General features: G+C 54.0%; 29 protein-coding genes. All 29 read left to right on the top strand.

Going from position 1 to position 14,587, the window contains the following annotated elements; all coding sequences use genetic code 11:
* Window positions 1-167: EF-Tu C-terminal domain-related protein (locus tag Ga0074115_RS15975; RefSeq protein ID WP_456300630.1), on the top strand; the 167-nt coding region annotated here is incomplete at its 5' end.
* 6 nt (window positions 168-173) lie between these two features.
* The gene (rpsJ, locus tag Ga0074115_RS14830; protein WP_005960967.1) at window positions 174-485 is read left to right on the top strand and encodes a 30S ribosomal protein S10; all 312 of its coding nucleotides are present in this window, start codon (window positions 174-176) and stop codon (window positions 483-485) included.
* An 11-nt stretch (window positions 486-496) separates the two neighbouring features.
* A complete protein-coding gene (rplC, locus tag Ga0074115_RS14825) occupies window positions 497-1,147 on the top strand; it encodes a 50S ribosomal protein L3 (protein ID WP_057956233.1) in 651 nt (216 codons plus the stop codon).
* A 5-nt stretch (window positions 1,148-1,152) separates the two neighbouring features.
* Complete coding sequence (gene rplD / locus Ga0074115_RS14820; protein WP_057956232.1) at window positions 1,153-1,755, top strand: 50S ribosomal protein L4; 603 nt, start codon at window positions 1,153-1,155, stop codon at window positions 1,753-1,755.
* Window positions 1,752-2,048, top strand: a complete 297-nt coding sequence (rplW, locus tag Ga0074115_RS14815; RefSeq protein ID WP_005960964.1) for a 50S ribosomal protein L23 — start codon at window positions 1,752-1,754, stop codon at window positions 2,046-2,048. The genes rplD and rplW overlap by 4 nt, the downstream gene beginning before the upstream one ends.
* Window positions 2,049-2,071: 23 nt before the next feature.
* Window positions 2,072-2,896, top strand: a complete 825-nt coding sequence (gene rplB, locus Ga0074115_RS14810) for a 50S ribosomal protein L2 (protein ID WP_005960963.1) — start codon at window positions 2,072-2,074, stop codon at window positions 2,894-2,896.
* 20 nt (window positions 2,897-2,916) lie between these two features.
* Window positions 2,917-3,189: a 30S ribosomal protein S19 gene (rpsS, locus tag Ga0074115_RS14805; protein ID WP_005960962.1), complete on the top strand. Its 273-nt coding sequence runs from the start codon at window positions 2,917-2,919 to the stop codon at window positions 3,187-3,189.
* Between the two features lie 11 nt (window positions 3,190-3,200).
* Window positions 3,201-3,533, top strand: a complete 333-nt coding sequence (gene rplV / locus Ga0074115_RS14800) for a 50S ribosomal protein L22 (protein ID WP_005960961.1) — start codon at window positions 3,201-3,203, stop codon at window positions 3,531-3,533.
* A gap of 18 nt (window positions 3,534-3,551) precedes the next feature.
* The gene (gene rpsC / locus Ga0074115_RS14795) at window positions 3,552-4,235 is read left to right on the top strand and encodes a 30S ribosomal protein S3 (RefSeq protein WP_057956231.1); all 684 of its coding nucleotides are present in this window, start codon (window positions 3,552-3,554) and stop codon (window positions 4,233-4,235) included.
* A 3-nt stretch (window positions 4,236-4,238) separates the two neighbouring features.
* Entirely contained in the window at window positions 4,239-4,652 is a 414-nt protein-coding gene (rplP, locus tag Ga0074115_RS14790; RefSeq protein WP_006473511.1) for a 50S ribosomal protein L16, read from the top strand.
* On the top strand, window positions 4,652-4,852 hold the full coding sequence (rpmC, locus tag Ga0074115_RS14785; RefSeq protein ID WP_006473512.1) for a 50S ribosomal protein L29: 201 nt from the start codon (window positions 4,652-4,654) through the stop codon (window positions 4,850-4,852). Before rplP ends, rpmC begins: the two co-directional genes overlap by 1 nt.
* Entirely contained in the window at window positions 4,849-5,109 is a 261-nt protein-coding gene (rpsQ, locus tag Ga0074115_RS14780) for a 30S ribosomal protein S17 (RefSeq protein ID WP_005960957.1), read from the top strand. The genes rpmC and rpsQ overlap by 4 nt, the downstream gene beginning before the upstream one ends.
* Window positions 5,110-5,156: 47 nt before the next feature.
* Window positions 5,157-5,525 (top strand): 50S ribosomal protein L14, encoded by a 369-nt coding sequence (gene rplN / locus Ga0074115_RS14775; protein WP_005960956.1) that lies wholly within the window; start codon window positions 5,157-5,159, stop codon window positions 5,523-5,525.
* A gap of 10 nt (window positions 5,526-5,535) precedes the next feature.
* Complete coding sequence (gene rplX / locus Ga0074115_RS14770) at window positions 5,536-5,856, top strand: 50S ribosomal protein L24 (protein ID WP_005960955.1); 321 nt, start codon at window positions 5,536-5,538, stop codon at window positions 5,854-5,856.
* 13 nt (window positions 5,857-5,869) lie between these two features.
* Complete coding sequence (gene rplE / locus Ga0074115_RS14765; protein WP_005960954.1) at window positions 5,870-6,409, top strand: 50S ribosomal protein L5; 540 nt, start codon at window positions 5,870-5,872, stop codon at window positions 6,407-6,409.
* Between the two features lie 8 nt (window positions 6,410-6,417).
* A complete protein-coding gene (rpsN, locus tag Ga0074115_RS14760) occupies window positions 6,418-6,723 on the top strand; it encodes a 30S ribosomal protein S14 (protein WP_057956229.1) in 306 nt (101 codons plus the stop codon).
* Between the two features lie 102 nt (window positions 6,724-6,825).
* Complete coding sequence (gene rpsH, locus Ga0074115_RS14755; RefSeq protein ID WP_005960952.1) at window positions 6,826-7,221, top strand: 30S ribosomal protein S8; 396 nt, start codon at window positions 6,826-6,828, stop codon at window positions 7,219-7,221.
* Window positions 7,222-7,235: 14 nt separating this feature from the next.
* Window positions 7,236-7,769, top strand: coding sequence for a 50S ribosomal protein L6 (gene rplF / locus Ga0074115_RS14750; RefSeq protein ID WP_057956228.1), 534 nt, complete (start codon window positions 7,236-7,238; stop codon window positions 7,767-7,769).
* A 12-nt stretch (window positions 7,770-7,781) separates the two neighbouring features.
* Entirely contained in the window at window positions 7,782-8,138 is a 357-nt protein-coding gene (gene rplR / locus Ga0074115_RS14745; RefSeq protein WP_057956227.1) for a 50S ribosomal protein L18, read from the top strand.
* A gap of 12 nt (window positions 8,139-8,150) precedes the next feature.
* Window positions 8,151-8,657: a 30S ribosomal protein S5 gene (rpsE, locus tag Ga0074115_RS14740; RefSeq protein ID WP_005960949.1), complete on the top strand. Its 507-nt coding sequence runs from the start codon at window positions 8,151-8,153 to the stop codon at window positions 8,655-8,657.
* 3 nt (window positions 8,658-8,660) lie between these two features.
* The gene (gene rpmD, locus Ga0074115_RS14735) at window positions 8,661-8,849 is read left to right on the top strand and encodes a 50S ribosomal protein L30 (RefSeq protein ID WP_005960948.1); all 189 of its coding nucleotides are present in this window, start codon (window positions 8,661-8,663) and stop codon (window positions 8,847-8,849) included.
* Window position 8,850: 1 nt separating this feature from the next.
* Window positions 8,851-9,285, top strand: a complete 435-nt coding sequence (rplO, locus tag Ga0074115_RS14730; RefSeq protein WP_057956226.1) for a 50S ribosomal protein L15 — start codon at window positions 8,851-8,853, stop codon at window positions 9,283-9,285.
* Window positions 9,286-10,629: a preprotein translocase subunit SecY gene (secY, locus tag Ga0074115_RS14725; RefSeq protein WP_057956225.1), complete on the top strand. Its 1,344-nt coding sequence runs from the start codon at window positions 9,286-9,288 to the stop codon at window positions 10,627-10,629.
* A gap of 44 nt (window positions 10,630-10,673) precedes the next feature.
* Entirely contained in the window at window positions 10,674-10,787 is a 114-nt protein-coding gene (gene rpmJ / locus Ga0074115_RS15970; RefSeq protein WP_005960945.1) for a 50S ribosomal protein L36, read from the top strand.
* A 110-nt stretch (window positions 10,788-10,897) separates the two neighbouring features.
* Window positions 10,898-11,254 carry a 30S ribosomal protein S13 gene (gene rpsM / locus Ga0074115_RS14720; RefSeq protein ID WP_057956224.1) on the top strand — a complete coding sequence of 119 codons (357 nt, stop codon included), beginning with the start codon at window positions 10,898-10,900 and terminating at the stop codon, window positions 11,252-11,254.
* 28 nt (window positions 11,255-11,282) lie between these two features.
* Window positions 11,283-11,672 carry a 30S ribosomal protein S11 gene (rpsK, locus tag Ga0074115_RS14715; RefSeq protein WP_039959886.1) on the top strand — a complete coding sequence of 130 codons (390 nt, stop codon included), beginning with the start codon at window positions 11,283-11,285 and terminating at the stop codon, window positions 11,670-11,672.
* 16 nt (window positions 11,673-11,688) lie between these two features.
* A complete protein-coding gene (gene rpsD / locus Ga0074115_RS14710; RefSeq protein ID WP_057957335.1) occupies window positions 11,689-12,309 on the top strand; it encodes a 30S ribosomal protein S4 in 621 nt (206 codons plus the stop codon).
* Between the two features lie 21 nt (window positions 12,310-12,330).
* Window positions 12,331-13,329, top strand: a complete 999-nt coding sequence (locus Ga0074115_RS14705) for a DNA-directed RNA polymerase subunit alpha (RefSeq protein WP_060528673.1) — start codon at window positions 12,331-12,333, stop codon at window positions 13,327-13,329.
* 41 nt (window positions 13,330-13,370) lie between these two features.
* The gene (rplQ, locus tag Ga0074115_RS14700) at window positions 13,371-13,769 is read left to right on the top strand and encodes a 50S ribosomal protein L17 (protein WP_057957334.1); all 399 of its coding nucleotides are present in this window, start codon (window positions 13,371-13,373) and stop codon (window positions 13,767-13,769) included.
* The last annotated feature ends 818 nt before the right edge of the window (window positions 13,770-14,587 follow it).

Here is a 14,587-nt window from a genome sequence, read left to right as displayed (position 1 = left end):
GTGCCTGCGACCTTCCCGAGGGCGTGGAGATGGTGATGCCGGGTGACAACGTCAAGATGACGGTAAAATTGATCGCGCCGATCGCAATGGAAGAGGGCCTGCGTTTCGCTATCCGTGAGGGTGGTCGTACCGTGGGTGCCGGCGTGGTTTCCAAGATCATCGAGTGATAGACAATGGCTAACCAAAGAATTCGCATTCGCCTGAAGGCTTTCGATCATCGACTGATCGATCAATCGGCCCGTGAGATCGTTGAGACTGCCAAGCGCACTGGTGCGCAGGTGCTCGGCCCGATTCCGCTGCCGACTAAGAAAGAGCGGTTTACCGTACTGATCTCCCCGCACGTCAATAAGGACGCGCGCGACCAGTATGAAATTCGTACCCACAAACGTCTGATGGATATTGTCGACCCGACTGACAAGACCGTTGATGCGCTGATGAAGCTCGATCTGGCCGCCGGCGTGGACGTTCAGATCAAGCTGAACTGAGGTTAAGAACAATGGCTATTGGAGTTATTGGACGCAAGATCGGTATGACCCGAGTCTTCACCGAAGAGGGTGCGTCAGTGCCGGTTACCGTGATCGAGGTCGCGCCGAATCGTGTCTCTCAGCTGAAGAGCGAGGATGTGGATGGTTATCGTGCGATCCAGGTGACCACTGGTGCACGCAAGGCTTCTCGCGTTAACAAGGCTGCCGCCGGTCACCTGGCGAAGGGCGGTATTGAAGCGGGTCGTGGTCTGTGGGAGTTCCGCCTGGAAGATGGTGAGGGCGAAGGCATCGAGGTCGGTGCCGAGATCAAGGCCGACCTCTTTGAGGTTGGGCAGAAGATCGATGTGCGTGGCCAGAGCAAGGGTAAAGGTTTTCAGGGTGGTGTGAAACGCCACCACTTTCGTACCCAGGACGCCACCCACGGTAACTCGCTGTCGCATCGTGCGCCGGGTTCGATCGGTCAGTGCCAGACCCCAGGTCGTGTCTTCAAGGGTAAGAAGATGGCTGGTCACATGGGTGATGTTCAGCGCTGCCAGCAGAACCTGGAAGTGGTGCGGGTCGACACTGAGCGCAACCTGCTGCTGGTAAAGGGGGCAGTCCCTGGCGCTACTGGCGGTGATGTGATCGTGCTGCCTGCGATCAAGATGAAGAACAAAGGGTGAAACCGATGGATTTGAATGTACAAGGTGGAGATGCCATCCAGGTCTCCGACGCCGTGTTCGGTGCAGAGTACAAGCAAGGCCTGATCCATCAGGTCGTGACCGCCCATATGGCGGCTGCCCGTTCTGGCACCAAGGCGCAGAAAAGTCGTTCCGCTGTCAACGGTGGTGGCATCAAGCCCTGGCGTCAGAAAGGTACCGGTCGTGCCCGTTCCGGCACTAGCCGCAGCCCGATCTGGCGTAGTGGCGGCGTGACCTTTGCTGCGCAGCCCCGTAGTTACGCGCAGAAGGTCAATCGGAAGATGTACCGGGGTGCGATCCGCTCGATTCTCTCCGAGCTGATCCGTCAGGAGCGGTTGGTTGCGGTGAAGGAGTTCAACGTCTCTGCGCCGAAGACCAAAGAACTGGTCGGCAAGCTGAAAGAGATGGATCTGAGCGATGTGCTGGTTGTGACAAACAACCCGGATGAGAATCTCTATCTCGCAGCACGCAACCTCTATGGTGTCGATGTGCGCGATGTGCAGGAGATCGACCCGGTAAGCCTGATCGCCTACGAAAAGGTCTTGATGACCGAAAGTGCGGTTAAGCAGATTGAGGAGCGTTTGGCATGAATAACGAACGTCTGATGAAGGTACTGCTCAGCCCGCTTATTTCGGAGAAGAGCAGTATTGTCGCTGATGCAAACCGGCAGTTTACTTTTCGCGTTGTGAAAGATGCGACCAAGCAAGAGATTGCCGCTGCTGTAGAGAAGCTGTTCGATGTTGAGGTCGAACGGGTGCAGGTGGTGAATGTAAAGGGCAAGAAGAAGCGCTTTGGTCAGATCCAGGGTCGCCGCTCTGATTGGAGAAAGGCCTACGTTCGCCTCAAAGAAGGCAATGATATCGATTTCGCCGGCGGTGCCTGAGCGAATCTAACGGGATTGGAATAATGGCTATCGTAAAGACAAACCCGACCTCTGCTGGCCGCCGTTTTGTGGTCAAAGTGGTGAATAAAGAGCTGCACAAGGGCGGCCCTTACGCACCGCTGGTCGCAAAGAAGACCAAGAGTGGTGGTCGCAACAACACTGGTCGTATCACTACCCGCCATCGCGGTGGTGGTCACAAACAGCGCTACCGCATCATCGATTTCAAACGAAATCGTGAAGAGGCGGCAGTGGTGGAGCGTTTGGAATACGATCCAAACCGGACCGCGCACATTGCACTGATCCGCTATGAGGATGGTGAGCGTGCCTACATTATTGCGCCGAGCGGTCTAAAAGCTGGAGATGAAGTATGCTCCGGCAGCGATGCAGCGATCGCGGTGGGTAACTGCCTGCCGCTGCGCAACATGCCGCTGGGTTCTGTGGTGCACTGCATCGAGATGAAGCCTGGCAAAGGCGCCCAGATCGCACGTTCTGCGGGCGCCTCGGTTCAGCTGGTCGCTCGTGAAGGCGACTATGCAACCCTGCGTCTGCGTTCCGGTGAGATGCGCAAGATTCCATCCGATTGCCGTGCAGTAATCGGTGAGGTCTCCAACTCGGAGCACAATCTGCGATCTCTCGGCAAGGCGGGCGCCACACGCTGGCGGGGCGTACGTCCCACCGTCCGTGGTGTCGCCATGAACCCGGTGGATCATCCACATGGTGGTGGTGAGGGTCGGACCTCGGGCGGGCGTCATCCGGTATCCCCTTGGGGTATGCCAACTAAGGGTTATAAGACCCGCACCAACAAGCGTACCGATAAGATGATCGTACGCCGCCGCAATCGTAAGTAACTTGAGTAGGGGTTAGAGTCGTGCCACGTTCAATCCGAAAAGGGCCGTTTATCGATCACCACCTGGCCAAGAAGGTGGAAGATGCGGTCGCGCAAAACAACAAGCGGCCCATTAAGACATGGTCTCGGCGCTCGATGATCCTGCCCGAAATGGTCGGTCTGACCATTGCGGTCTACAACGGTCGTCAGCATGTGCCGGTTCTCATCTCTGAGAACATGGTTGGCCATAAGCTCGGCGAGTTCGCGCTGACCCGCACCTATCGGGGTCATGCAGCGGACAGGAAGTCCAGGTAAGGGGGCGTAAGATGCAGGCATCAGCAAAATTGCGACATGCGCGCATGTCGGCCCAGAAGGCTCGGCTGGTCGCAGACCAGATTCGCGGTCTGCCGGTTGAACAGGCGTTGAATGTTCTCGCATTCAGCAAGAAGAAAGGCGCGGTTCTGGTAAAGAAGGTTCTTGAATCGGCGATTGCCAATGCAGAGCACAACGAAGGTGCGGATATCGATGAGCTTAAGGTCTCAGCGATCAGCGTTGACGAGGGGCCGACTATGAAGCGAATCCGTGCTCGTGCAAAGGGGCGCGCAGCCCGTATCCTCAAGCGGACCAGTCACATCAATGTGACTGTCGCAGACAAGTAACAGGCAAGAGAGGCCGATATGGGTCAGAAAGTACATCCAACCGGTATCCGACTGGGTATCGTAAAAGACTGGACGTCGAAATGGTACGCAGATTCCAAGCACTATGCTGATCTGCTGAACAATGATCTCAGTGTCCGGGATTTTCTGAAGAAGCGCCTCTATCAGGCATCCGTAAGCCGGATTCAGATCGACCGCCCTGCAAAAAATGCACATATCACTGTGCATACGGCACGGCCCGGCCTTGTTATCGGCAAGAAGGGTGGCGACATTGATGCCTTGCGTAACGAGGTCTCCCAGATGATGGGGATCCCCGTGCACATCAGCATCGAGGAGATTCGCAAGCCTGAGCTGGATGCACAGCTTGTCGCAGAGGGGGTTGCTCAGCAGCTTGAGCGTCGTGTGATGTTTCGTCGGGCCATGAAGCGTTCGGTGCAGAATGCCATGCGCTTGGGAGCGCAAGGCATCAAGATCAATATCGGCGGTCGTCTGAACGGCGCTGAGATTGCCCGTAGCGAGTGGTACCGAGAAGGGCGTGTGCCGCTGCACACTTTGCGTGCCGATATCGATTACGGTTTTGCCGAGGCCAACACCACTTATGGCATCATCGGCGTGAAGGTTTGGATTTTTAAGGGTGAAGTCTTTGCTGATGGAGAGGTGGCGCAAGCAGAGCCTAAGACCAAATCCGCAGGAAAGAGGTCGTAAGAAATGCTACAACCAAAACGTACCAAATTCCGAAAGCAGCACAAGGGCCGCAACCGTGGCCTTGCCAACACAGGTAGCAGTGTCTCGTTTGGCGAGTTTGGCTTGAAATCCACTGGGCGTGGCCGTATTACTGCTCGTCAGATTGAGGCAGCCCGACGCACAATTACCCGTCATGTGAAGCGTGGTGGACAGCTGTGGATTCGGGTTTTTCCTGATAAGCCTATTACCAAAAAACCTCTCGAGGTACGTCAGGGTAAAGGTAAGGGTAATGTGGAGTACTGGGTTGCTCAGATTCAGCCAGGGCGCATGCTCTACGAGATCGAAGGTGTCTCAGAAGAGCTGGCTCGTGAGGCATTTGCGCTGGCATCTGCGAAGCTGCCTGTGTCCACCACTTTCGTAAAACGGACGGTGATGTGATGAAGGCAAGTGAGCTGCGAGGAAAGGGTTCCGAAGAGTTGCAGTCAACTCTTGAGGAACTGCTGAAAGAGCAATTCAATCTGCGCATGCAGAAGGGAACCGGACAGCTTTCGCGTCCCTCCCGCATGAATGCGGTCCGCAAGGAGATCGCACGGATTAAAACGGTAATGAACGAGCAGAAGGCAGGCAGCGCATCATGAGCGAACAAGAAGCCAGCAACCGCACCCTGGTCGGGCAAGTGGTCAGCAGCGGGATGGATAAGTCCATTACTGTCGTTGTTGAGCGTCGAGTGAAACACCCGATCTACGGCAAGTTCGTGCGCCGTTCCACTAAGGTGCATGCGCATGATGAAAGTAACGAGTGCAACTCCGGTGATACTGTGATGGTGGAGCAATGTCGTCCGCTGTCGAAGACCAAGCGTTGGCGCCTGGTGAAGATCATCGAGCGTGCCAGCTGATCGGCTGCAATTTTTTGCCGAACGAATACAAAGCATAGGGCAGAAACATGATTCAGATGCAGACAAGCCTGAATGTTGCCGATAACAGCGGGGCCAAACGCGTCCAGTGCATCAAGGTACTGGGTGGCTCGCATCGCCGTTATGCGGGGATCGGTGACATCATCAAAGTAAGCGTTAAGGATGCAATTCCGCGCGGTAAGGTCAAAAAGGGCGACGTTTACAACGCCGTCGTGGTGCGCACCAAAAAGGGTGTTCGCCGTCCGGATGGTTCAATCATCCGCTTTGATACCAACGCGGCTGTATTACTTAACAATCAGTATCAGCCAATCGGTACACGTATCTTTGGCCCTGTTACCCGTGAATTGCGAAGTGAGCGTTTTATGAAGATCATTTCGCTCGCTCCCGAGGTGCTGTGAGGCGATAACAATGGCTAGCAAGATCAAAAAGGGCGACGAGGTCATCGTTGTTACCGGAAAAGACAAGGGCAAGCGCGGAACTGTGATCCGCATGCTCGATCGGGATCGTGTTGTTGTAGAGAACATCAACATGGTTAAAAAGCACACCAAGCCGAATCCAGCGAAAGGAGAGCCTGGCGGTATTCTCGATAAAGAGATGCCCCTGCATATCTCCAATGTCGCGCTCTACAATCCGGAAACCGGCAAGGGTGACCGGGTTGGGTTCAAGACCCTGGATGATGGCCGCAAGGTGCGGGTGTTCAAGTCCAACAACGAAGTTGTGGATATCTGAGGCGTAACTGGCGATGTCAAGATTACAGCAACATTACAGCGACGCTGTTGTCCAGCAGTTGATGGACAAGTTCAAATACAACAGTGTCATGCAGGTTCCGCGCATTACCAAGATCACCCTGAACATGGGTGTCGGTGAGGCGATTGGTGATAAAAAGGTTCTCGAGTTTGCCGTGGGTGATATGGAAAAGATCGCTGGCCAGAAGGCGATCATTACTCACGCACGTAAGTCGATTGCTGGCTTCAAGGTTCGTGAAGGCTGGCCCATCGGCTGCAAGGTGACTCTGCGGCGCGAGCGTATGTATGAGTTTCTCGACCGACTGATCAGCATTGCGATTCCACGTATTCGTGACTTTCGCGGGCTGAGTGCCAAGTCTTTTGACGGTCGTGGTAACTACAGCATGGGCGTAAAGGAACAGATCATCTTCCCTGAGATCGACTACGACAAAGTTGATACCCTGCGTGGCTTGGATGTCACTATCACAACAACAGCGCGCACTGATGAAGAGGGACGCGCCTTGTTGGAAGCGTTTAAATTTCCGTTTAAGAACTGAGTACGGATATGGCAAAGAAGAGCATGATCGCACGCGAAAATAAGCGTGCACGTACGGTAGCAAAGTATGCCGCCAAGCGAGCTGCGCTGAAGAAGATCATCGATGATCCCAGTAGCAGCTATGAGCAGGTGGAAGAGGCAGTGGTCAAGCTGCAGAAGCTACCGCGTGACGCAAGCCCGAGTCGTCAGCACAACCGCTGCCGGGTAACTGGCCGTCCGCACGGCTACTATCGCAAGTTCGGTCTGGCTCGCAACAAACTTCGTGAGGCTGCTATGCGTGGCGATGTGCCTGGGCTTGTAAAAGCAAGCTGGTAAGTATAAACTGCGCGTCTTTATTTGCGGGCCCACCTAGGGCCCGTTAACTGTTTTGCACGCGGGTATCGCGCCCTAAAGGCGGGCTGACCCGAGGAGCACAAAATGAGTATGTCAGATCCCATCGCGGATATGCTTACGCGTATCCGTAATGGTCAAGCAGCGAACAAGTCTGATGTTAAGCTGCCCGCCTCCAAGATGAAGTTGGCGATCGCCAATCTCCTCCAAGATGAAGGTTTCATCCAGAATGCCAGAGTCGAAGAGAATGACGGCAAGCCCCAGTTAGTGCTTGAGTTGCGCTACTTTGAGGGTCGTCCGGTTATTGATCTTATCAAACGTGTCAGTCGTCCGGGCCTCCGAGTTTACAAGGGGCGCGGTGAGCTGCCGAATGTTCGTGGTGGCTTGGGCATTGCAATCATCTCCACATCGAAAGGCATTATGACCGATCGTGCGGCCCGGGCTTCTGGGCAGGGCGGTGAAGTGATTGCCTTTGTTGCCTAGCGGAGGATTGGAAAATGTCTCGAATTGCAAAGAGTCCGATTGCTATTCCGTCTGGTGTGGAGCTGAAAGTTGCGGATCAGGTTGTTTCGGTGAAAGGCGCAAAAGGCGCTCTGGAGCTGGCAGTGCATGATCTGGTTGCGATTTCCCAGGAAGATAGTGAGCTGCGGGTGTCGCCGAAGGTAGAAGATAAAGCCTCATGGGCAATGGCCGGAACCATGCGGGCGTTGCTTAACAATATGGTGGTTGGGGTGAGTCAGGGCTTCGAGCGTAAGCTAGAGCTGGTTGGTGTGGGTTATCGTGCCCAGGCCACAGGCAAAAGCCTGAATCTCAGTCTCGGTTTCTCACACCCCATCGACTATTCCTTGCCTGATGGGGTAGATGCTGCAACTCCTTCTCCAACTGAAATCGTCCTTACTGGATTTGATAAGCAGCGAGTTGGGCAGGTGGCTGCGGAGATTCGTGCTTTTCGTCCGCCAGAGCCCTACAAGGGTAAGGGTGTTCGTTACTCGGATGAGCTCGTGGTTCGTAAAGAAGCCAAGAAGAAATAGTAGGGTAGATCGATGGACAAGAAACAAGCACGTATTCGGCGTAGTCGCCGCACTCGCGCGAAAATTCGCGAACTGGGTGTTCATCGCCTCACAATCCACCGGACACCTCGTCACATGTATGCACAGGTGATCGCGCCGAGTGGTGGTGAGACCCTGGCGAGCGCTTCGACTCTGGACAAAGTGGTTGCTGAGCAGATTGATGGGGCGACCAGTAATGCAAATGCGGCCGCCGTCGTCGGAAAGCTCATTGCCGAGCGAGCCAGAGCGGCTGGCATTGATCAGGTTGCTTTTGATCGTTCCGGTTTTCGCTACCACGGTCGGGTCAAGGCGCTGGCCGATGCGGCACGCGAAGCTGGCCTGAAGATTTAACGGAGCTGAAAGATGGCAAATTTCAATACAAAGCCTGAGAGTGATGAGCTCCTCGAAAAGCTGATCAACGTCAATCGTGTTGCCAAGGTGGTAAAGGGGGGGCGTCAGTTCGGTTTCTCCGCGCTGACTGTTGTCGGCGATGGTCAGGGTCGCGTTGGTTTTGGTACCGGCAAGGCTCGCGAGGTTCCGATTGCGATTCAGAAGGCGATGGAATCGGCACGCAAAAACATGGTCAAGGTCAGGCTTAGTGGCGATACGCTTCAGTATCCACTGGTTGGGCGCCATGGTGCTGCCAATGTCTTCATGAAGCCCGCTTCTGAAGGTACTGGCATCATCGCCGGTGGCGCGATGCGTGCGGTTTTTGAGGTGCTTGGTGTTCACAATGTGCTGGCCAAGTGTATCGGCACCAACAATCCGATCAACGTGGTGCGTGCAACCATCAATGGTCTGGCCGATATGACGGATGCTGAATCTGTGGCGGCCAAGCGTGGCAAGAAAGTTGAAGAGATTCTGGGGTAAGTCATGTCAGATAAGAAGATGATGCGCGTTACCTTGGTGCGGAGCATGAATGGGCGTCTTGCCAGCCACCAGGCCTGTGTGCGTGGTTTAGGCCTGCGTCGCATGCACCATACGGTAGAGGTCGAGGATACTCCCTGTACACGTGGTATGGCGGGCAAGGTGTCTTACATGGTAAAGGTTGAGGAGTCCTGAGATGCGTCTCAACGATTTGCGCCCGAATAGTGGGCAAAAGCGTGACCGAAAGCGTGTGGGTCGTGGTATTGGCTGCGGTCTTGGTAAGACGTGTGGTCGCGGCCATAAAGGGCAGAAGTCCCGCTCCGGTGGGTTTCATAAGGTTGGTTTTGAGGGTGGTCAGATGCCACTGCAGCGCCGCCTGCCAAAGGTTGGTTTTCGTTCCCGTGTCGGCATGACTACCGCTGAGATTCGGCTGAGTGAGCTGGCCAAGGTCGAGGGCGATGTTGTCACTCTCGAGTCTTTGGAAAAAGCGAATCTCATCAATCGTTCCGTTAAGCGGGTGAAGATTATTGCATCTGGCAATGTTCAGCGTTCCGTGACCATTGTTGGCATTAAGGCCACCAAAGGAGCCGCAGCGGCTATCGAGGCTGCAGGCGGAAAGATCGAGGCGTAAATGTCAAAGCAAGGATCGGCAATGATGAACTCGCTTGGCGGTATGGGGCGACTGACTGAATTGCGTCAGCGGCTTCTTTTCGTTGCCGGTGCGTTGCTGGTATTTAGGATCGGCACCTTTATTCCGGTGCCTGGTGTGAATCCGGTTGCACTTGCTGCTCTGTTTGAGCAGGCGCAGGGTTCGATCCTCGACATGTTTAATATGTTCTCGGGCGGTGCGCTTGAGCGTGCCAGTCTGTTTGCGCTTGGCATCATGCCGTACATCTCTGCCTCTATCATCATGCAGTTGATGACCTCGGTGCTTCCAAAGTTGGAGCAATTGAAAAAAGAGGGTGAGGCGGGCCGCCGTAAGATCACGCAGTACACGCGCTATGGGACAGTTGTGCTTGCTAGCTTTCAGGCGGTTGGTATTTCAATCGCACTGCAGAGTCAGTCGATTGGTGGGCAGTCGGTGGTGGCGCAACAGGGTGTGGGTTTTGTCGTTACGGCGGCTGTCTCGCTTGTGACTGGAACTATGTTCCTGATGTGGCTTGGTGAGCAGATCACAGAGCGCGGAATTGGTAATGGTATCTCAATGATCATCTTTGCCGGTATCGTGGCCGGGTTGCCGTCCGCCATCGGTGGCACGCTTGAGTTGGCGCGTACCGGTGAATTGAACGTTTTGACGATCCTGGTGTTATTCGCATTGGCAATTGCCGTCACCGGCTTCGTTGTGTTCGTCGAGCGAGGGCAACGAAGGATTACCGTCAACTATGCGAAACGACAGCAGGGACGGCGCCTGATGCAGGCGCAGAGTTCTCATCTGCCGCTTAAGCTGAATATGGCTGGCGTGATTCCGCCGATCTTTGCTTCAAGCATCATCCTGTTTCCAGCGACGCTTGGGCAGTGGTTTGGGAATTCCGAGGAGACGCGCTGGCTGCAGGATATTTTTTCAAAGCTGTCGCCAGGTGAGCCGGTCTACGTGATGGCCTATGCAGCAGCGATTATTTTCTTCTGCTTCTTTTATACAGCGCTGGTCTTTAATTCAAAAGAGACGGCCGATAATCTGAAGCGCTCTGGTGCGTTTATCCCGGGCATTCGTCCAGGCGAGCAGACTGCAAAATACATCGACGGCGTAATGTCCAGGCTGACCTTTGCTGGTGCAATCTACATTACTGCTGTTTGCTTGTTGCCGGAATTTTTAATCGTCGGATGGAATGTCCCATTCTATTTTGGCGGTACATCTCTGTTGATCATTGTTGTCGTAGTGATGGATTTTATGGCTCAGATTCAGGCCCATTTGATGTCGCATCAGTACGAGGGGTTAATGAAGAAGGCCAACCTCAAAGGCGGCAGAAAGAAGTGATCGATTGAGCTGAATCGTTCAGTCAAGTTTTTTGGAGCAAAGATATGAAAGTTCGTGCATCAGTAAAAAAGATGTGTCGCAATTGCAAGATTGTTCGCCGCAACGGTGTGGTGCGTGTGATCTGTAAGGAAGGCCGGCACAAACAACGCCAAGGCTAAATCTGAGCCACGCGCAGCCATTAAGGCCCTTGACTGAGCCTCGTTAAATTGGCATACTTGCGCGTTTCCGCCAAACGAAATTTGCTTGAGAAAAGCAGGAGACGAGAAAAATGGCTCGAATCGCAGGAGTCAATATACCTGATCGCAAACACGCGATAATCGCGCTGACTTCAATCTATGGCGTTGGCCGTACTCGCGCAGCTGGTATTTGTGAAGCAACGGGTATTGCGCCCAGCACAAAGATCCTCGAGTTGAGCGAGGTTCAGCTGGAGGCGATTCGTTCTGAAGTCGCAAAATTCACAGTCGAGGGTGATCTTCGTCGTGAAGTCTCAATGAACATCAAGCGTCTGATGGACTTGGGCTGTAATCGCGGCATCCGTCACCGCCGTGGTCTGCCGTTGCGTGGTCAGCGTACCAAGACAAATGCACGCACCCGTAAGGGGCCGCGTCGTCCGATCAAACGATAAGTCGATTTAGAACTCGCAGGAACAGATGATGGCAAAAGCAAGCGGCCGTTCCCGAAAGAAAGTCAAGAAGACAGTGAGCGATGGCGTAGCGCACGTTCACGCTTCGTTCAATAACACAATCATCACGATTACCGATCGTCAGGGCAATGCACTGGCATGGGCAACTGCTGGTGGATCAGGCTTTCGCGGGTCCCGAAAGAGCACCCCTTTTGCTGCTCAGGTGGCGGCTGATCGGGTTGGTCAGATGGTCAAAGAATATGGTGTTAAAAACCTTGATGTAAACGTGAAAGGGCCCGGCCCGGGACGCGAGTCTGCGGTACGTGCGCTGAATAATGCAGGGTTCAAGATCACCAGCATCTCTGATGTGACCCCCATCCCTCACAATGGTTGCCGTCCACCGAAGAAGCGTCGGGTCTGAGCACTGGAGTCTAAACATGGCAAGGTATATCGGTCCAAAATGTAAGCTGAGTCGCCGCGAGGGAACTGACCTATTCCTCAAAGGTCGCATGCGCTCTCTCGACTCCAAGTGCAACATGGAGAAGGTCCCTGGGCAGTCAGGTGATCGTCGTCGCCGTATCTCCGATTATGGGCTTCAGCTCCGCGAGAAGCAGAAAGTTCGTCGTATCTACGGGGTGATGGAGAACCAGTTCCGCAATTACTATAAGGCTGCGGCGCAGGCTAAAGGTGCGACTGGCGAAAATCTTCTGCAGGCGCTTGAGACGCGTTTAGACAATGTCGTTTACCGGATGGGTTTTGGCTCAACTCGTGCTGAAGCGCGTCAGCTCGTTAGTCATAAGGCGATTGAAGTCAACGGCAGTGTCGTTAACGTTGCATCTTACAAGATCAAGGCTGATGACGAGGTCAGCATTCGCGAGAAAGCCAAGAAGCAAGTTCGCATACAGGGTGCCTTGTCATTGGCAGAGCAATATGGGTTTGTGGATTGGGTTGAGGTTGATCCCAAGGCGATGAAGGGCGTTTTCAAGCGTGTGCCGGATCGGGCTGACCTTCCCGCAGAGATTAATGAACAACTCGTTGTCGAGTTGTACTCGAAGTAAGCCCAATCGAGAGGTTTATTCATGGTAGATAACGTTATGGAGTTCCTGAAGCCACGCATAGTGAATGTGCAGGCGCTCAGTGAAACTCACGCAAAAGTTATCCTGGAACCGCTTGAGCGAGGCTTTGGGCACACGCTCGGAAATGCCTTGCGTCGTATCTTGCTCTCCTCCATGCCAGGCAGTGCGATTACTGAGGTGGAGATTCAGGACGTCCTGCATGAATACACCGCGATAGAGGGTGTTCAGGAGGATGTGCTGGAGATCCTGCTCAATCTGAAGCAGGTTGCATTGGTGATGCACTCCCGAGATGAAGCGGTCTTACGGCTGCAGAAGAAGGGGCCAGGAGTTGTCAGTGCTGGGGATATTACCCTCGATCATGACATTGAGATCGCAAACCCGGATCTGCATATTGCTACTCTTACCAAGAGCGGCGAGATCAATATGACTCTCACGGTCAAGCGTGGGCGCGGTTATCAGCCGTCGACTGCTCGGCAGAGTTCGGCGGGTGAAGATCGACCGATCGGCATGTTGCAGCTTGACGCGTCGTTTAGTCCAGTAAGACGTGTGGCTTATTCGATCGAATCTGCGCGTGTTGAGCAGCGCACCAATATGGATCGTCTGGTTATCGAATTGCAGACCGATGGAACTATTGATCCGGAAGAAGCGATACGACGCTCGGCAGGAATTCTCAGAGATCAGCTCTCCGTCTTTGTTTATCTTGAGGCTGAGGCAGCTGAAGCGACTGCTGAACCGGAAGAGCCGATGATCGATCCGATCTTGTTGCGTCCGGTTGATGATCTGGAACTGACAGTTCGTTCTGCAAACTGTCTGAAGGCCGAGAACATTTTTCTTATCGGTGATCTGATTCAGCGCACCGAGGTTGAGCTGCTCAAGACCCCGAATCTGGGCAAGAAGTCGCTCACCGAGATCAAGGATGTGCTGGCCCGCAGGGGCCTCTCTCTTGGCATGCGCTTGGAGCATTGGCCACCCGAGAGCATTGATGAGCATTTCGCTCACTGATCTACCTATTTGTTAAACGAAGAATTGAAGGAAGTCGATCCATGCGTCATCGCAAATCAGGGCGGCAACTGAACCGAAACAGCAGCCATCGCAAGGCGATGTTCCGCAATATGGCAGTGTCGCTGATCAACCATGAGCTGATTAAGACAACTCTGCCGAAGGCGAAAGAGCTTCGCCGCGTGGCAGAGCCGCTGATCACCATGTCCAAAACCGACTCTGTTGCGAAGCGTCGTCTCGCATTCTCACGGCTGCGTGATGATGCGGCTGTTGGCAAGCTGTTTGCCGAGTTGGGGCCGCGTTACAAGGAGCGCCCAGGTGGCTATCTGCGCATTCTAAAATGCGGCTATCGTAGCGGAGATAAGGCGCCTATGGCCTATGTCGAGTTGGTCGATCGTCCTGAGGTGGATGAGGCTGAAGAGATGGAAGCGACTGAGGAGTAAATTCTTCGCTAAGTTTTGCTTCTTGTTCCAGCCAAGAGCCGATCAAGCGCAGCTTTAGTATCCTGGCTGCTGATAAAGCCCCCACCGTTTGGTGGGGGCTTTGTTTTTGTGGGTATGCTAAAAACGGCCAACCCAGCAGCTGAAGATGGAGATAGTGATCTTGAGCAAACTGTTTCCTATGCATCACCGAGTGGGTAGCCTCGGAATGAATCGGGACGAAGCAGATTGGGATGGAGAATTCATCGATTCAATGCGCTGATCGCGGGGTTGCTCAATGCCACCCTGTCGCCGCGACACTCGCATATCCTTGTGCGGTGTAATAGCAGGCTATTGTGAACGATTGCATGGATGCGCCCAGAAGGAAGGGCTTTTGGGGTGGAGGAGGTACGACCCAAGGATGGGGAGACAGGCGGCGGGAACAGTCTGTCGAGAGTAACGCAGGGGCGGTTGCCGAGATTGGCAAAACTTCCGTTCCAGCGCACGCTCCTCGCCTACATCCATGTGGGCGATGACAAAGCGGTGGATTCTGGACCCAAGGTGTGAGTCCACGATTCGTTCAGACTCTCTGGGTAAGATTAATCAATGTGGCGACTTATCCTGTGCTTTAAGCCGCTGATTGAGATTTTTGTGGCGCATGTTGTGATGGGGTATCTCGATACGTAAAGGTGGTCAGGCATGCTGAGCTCATGAGTGCATTGTGATGATGTTTATGCGGGTCTTATGTAGTAGTTCAGACCTGATCTGACACCTGACTTGAAAAGAGTGAGGGTTACCGGTTTTGATGGAAGTGCTAACTGACCATCGAAACCAAAGAGGTA

Origin of the sequence: endosymbiont of Ridgeia piscesae (assembly GCF_001443665.1) — a bacterium.
Lineage (GTDB): Bacteria > Pseudomonadota > Gammaproteobacteria > Chromatiales > Chromatiaceae > Endoriftia > Endoriftia persephonae.
The sequence above is the reverse complement of the archived record's forward strand: the minus strand, read 5'-3'. Positions and strand labels throughout refer to the sequence as shown.